This is a genomic window from Saccharomonospora iraqiensis subsp. paurometabolica YIM 90007, from assembly GCF_000231035.2.
GTDB classification, from domain to species: Bacteria; Actinomycetota; Actinomycetes; order Mycobacteriales; family Pseudonocardiaceae; genus Saccharomonospora; species Saccharomonospora paurometabolica.
Genome location: NZ_KI912200.1, coordinates 926 through 3,362, shown reverse-complemented (window position 1 = coordinate 3,362; position 2,437 = coordinate 926). Strand labels below are relative to the sequence as shown.

Below are 2,437 nucleotides of genomic sequence, written 5' to 3'. Positions count from 1 at the left end.
CCGCGCCCAGCGCCCCGGTCGGCGTGCCCGCGACCCCGTTGGCGTGGAACCGCTCCAGCGCACGGGCCAGCGGTTCCCGTCCGTGCCTGCGGGCGGCCCGGTCGTCGGCGCACATCTCCACCAGCAGCTCGATGGTCGAGCAGACGCCGGTCAACATCCGGCTGCGCGGCACGAGCCTGCGCAACGCCTGGAACGGTGCGAGCACCAGATCGTGCCGTTCCCGCGCATGGGCCCGTTCGTGCGCCAGCACCGCGGCCAGCTCCGTACGGTCCAGCAGTCGCCGGGTGCCCGCGCTGACCACGATGTCCGGGTGCCTGCCGGGCAGGCAGTAGGCCACCGCGACCGGATGGTCGAGCACCAGGGCGTCCCCACCGGGTTCGGCTGCGTCCCCGCCGGGCTCGGCGACCAACCGCAGCAGCAACCGGTGCCGGGCCCGCGCCCGCGCCGTGTCCCGCAGGCACCACAGCTGGTTGACCACCAGCCAGGCGCCGGCCAGCAACCCCGCCGACACCGCGGCCAGGTGCCAGACGTCCAGTTCCCCCCACCGGTGCGGAAGGTCCAGCAGTGCGGGCAGCAGCCCGCGTGCGAACGGCGCCAGCCCGAACCCGAGCAGCGCGCCCACGAGGGCGATCACGAGGGTGAGGCCGCTGATCTGCCACAGCACGAGCGCGGCACGCGGGTGGGCGTGGGTCCAGCGGCTGGCCGACAACCAGACCACGGCACCCGCCGCGACGAGGACGGCGCCGAGCTGGTGCCACACCAGGATCACGAATGTTCACCCCGCTGCCCGTGCGGCGGTTGCGACTCCTGCGGGGCTTCCGGCTCCTGCGGCGGGTGCGGTGGTGGTACGGCCCGGTCCCCGGGGAAGCCCGCCCCGCCTTCGGCACGCCGGTGCGCGTGGTCGAGCGCCCGGGTCAGCGCGTCGGCCTCGTCGCTGCTCACCGATTTGGCGAAGTGCACCAGCGCGGAGCCACGGTCCCCGCTGAGTTCGAGTGCCTCCAGCATCAGGTCCGCGACGTAGGCCTCGCGCCCCGCGGCGGGCTCGTACAGCCAGGCCCGTCCCTGCCGCGTGCGCTTGACGACGTTCTTGTTCGCCAGCCGGGTCAGCACGGTCATCACGGTGGTGTAGGCCAGCCCGCGGTCATCGAGGGCGGCGTGGACGGCCCGCACGCTGACCGGTCCGTCGTGCGCCCAGAGCACCTCCATCACCGCGCGCTCCAGTTCCCCGAGCCTCGCCAACGTCCACCCCTTCGCTCATGGTCCGCAGGCGATTGAACCATGCATCGGGGAACGTCGAGCAGTCAGCATGGCGCACCGGGTGCACGGGTCACCGGCCCGCACGGCGGGCCGGTGCGGATGGTCAGGTCACGCCGACGGCGTCGCGGGCCTCCAGCCCGTGCTCGCTCATCTGGCGTGCGCAGTGCGCGCAGCAGTAGAAGCGGCCGTCCACCTCGATACCGTGCCCCACCACCTTGCAGGAGCAGTGCTCGCAGATCGGCGCCATCCGGTGGATGGCGCACTCGAACGAGTCGAACGTGTGCACGCCGCCACCCGTGGTGCGGATCTCGAACGTCATGGCGTAGTCGTTGCCGCACACCTCGCACTGGGCCATGCCCGGCCACCTCCGTCATCGGTCGTCGTTGCTCACCGGCGTCGCCGCCGGGCGGCGACGGTCATGCGGACGTAGGCATTCCCGAATGCGAGGTGCGGAAACGTGGTCGGTCGAGCCGCGAGGGCCACCACACCCGGCCGCCGATGTCCACGGTGAGGGCGGGCACCAGCAACGACCGCACCACCAGCGTGTCCAGCAGCACGCCGAAGGCCACGATGAACGCGATCTGCGCGAGGAACAGCAGCGGCAGCACCGCCAGGGCCGAGAAGGTGGCCGCGAGCACCACCCCGGCCGAGGTGATCACCCCGCCGGTCACGGTGAGGCCGTGCAGCGTGCCCTGCCGGGTCCCCTTCGTGCGCGTCTCCTCCCGCACACGGGTCATCAGGAAGATGTTGTAGTCGATCCCCAGGGCCACCAGGAAGACGAACCCGAACAACGGGACCGCGGGGTCGGCGCCGGGGAACCCGAACACGTACTCGAACACCAGACCCGCCACGCCCATCGTGGCCGCGAAGGAGAGCACCACGGTTCCGATCAGCAGCAGCGGCGCCAGCAGTGCCCGCAGCAGCAGCGCGAGCACGGCGAACACCACGGCCAACACGATCGGGATGATCACCGCCAGGTCCCGCTGGGAGGTGCGGATGGTGTCCAGCTGGACCGCGGTCGTCCCGCCGACCAGGGCGTCCGCCCCGTCCACGGCGTGCACCGAGTCGCGCAGGCGTTGCACCGTGTCCAGCGCGGCGTCCGAGTCGGCGGGTGCGGTGAGCACCGCCTCGATCCGCACGAGGCCCCGCGCGGTCCCGGTCGGCTCCGCCTCGGCGACCC

The 2,437-nt window shown here is 72.6% G+C and carries 4 protein-coding genes; all 4 read right to left on the bottom strand.

Features of this window, described 5'->3' with window-relative positions; all coding sequences use genetic code 11:
- A partial coding sequence (locus tag SACPADRAFT_RS25220; RefSeq protein ID WP_007027290.1) for a M56 family metallopeptidase occupies window positions 1-769 on the bottom strand: 769 nt, incomplete at its 3' end.
- A complete protein-coding gene (locus SACPADRAFT_RS30220) occupies window positions 766-1,239 on the bottom strand; it encodes a BlaI/MecI/CopY family transcriptional regulator (protein ID WP_084258268.1) in 474 nt (157 codons plus the stop codon). The genes SACPADRAFT_RS25220 and SACPADRAFT_RS30220, both read right to left, overlap by 4 nt.
- Window positions 1,240-1,360: 121 nt before the next feature.
- Window positions 1,361-1,612: a hypothetical protein gene (locus SACPADRAFT_RS0202755; protein WP_007027288.1), complete on the bottom strand. Its 252-nt coding sequence runs from the start codon at window positions 1,610-1,612 to the stop codon at window positions 1,361-1,363.
- Window positions 1,613-1,673: 61 nt separating this feature from the next.
- A partial coding sequence (locus SACPADRAFT_RS25210; protein ID WP_040923868.1) for an MMPL family transporter occupies window positions 1,674-2,437 on the bottom strand: 764 nt, incomplete at its 5' end.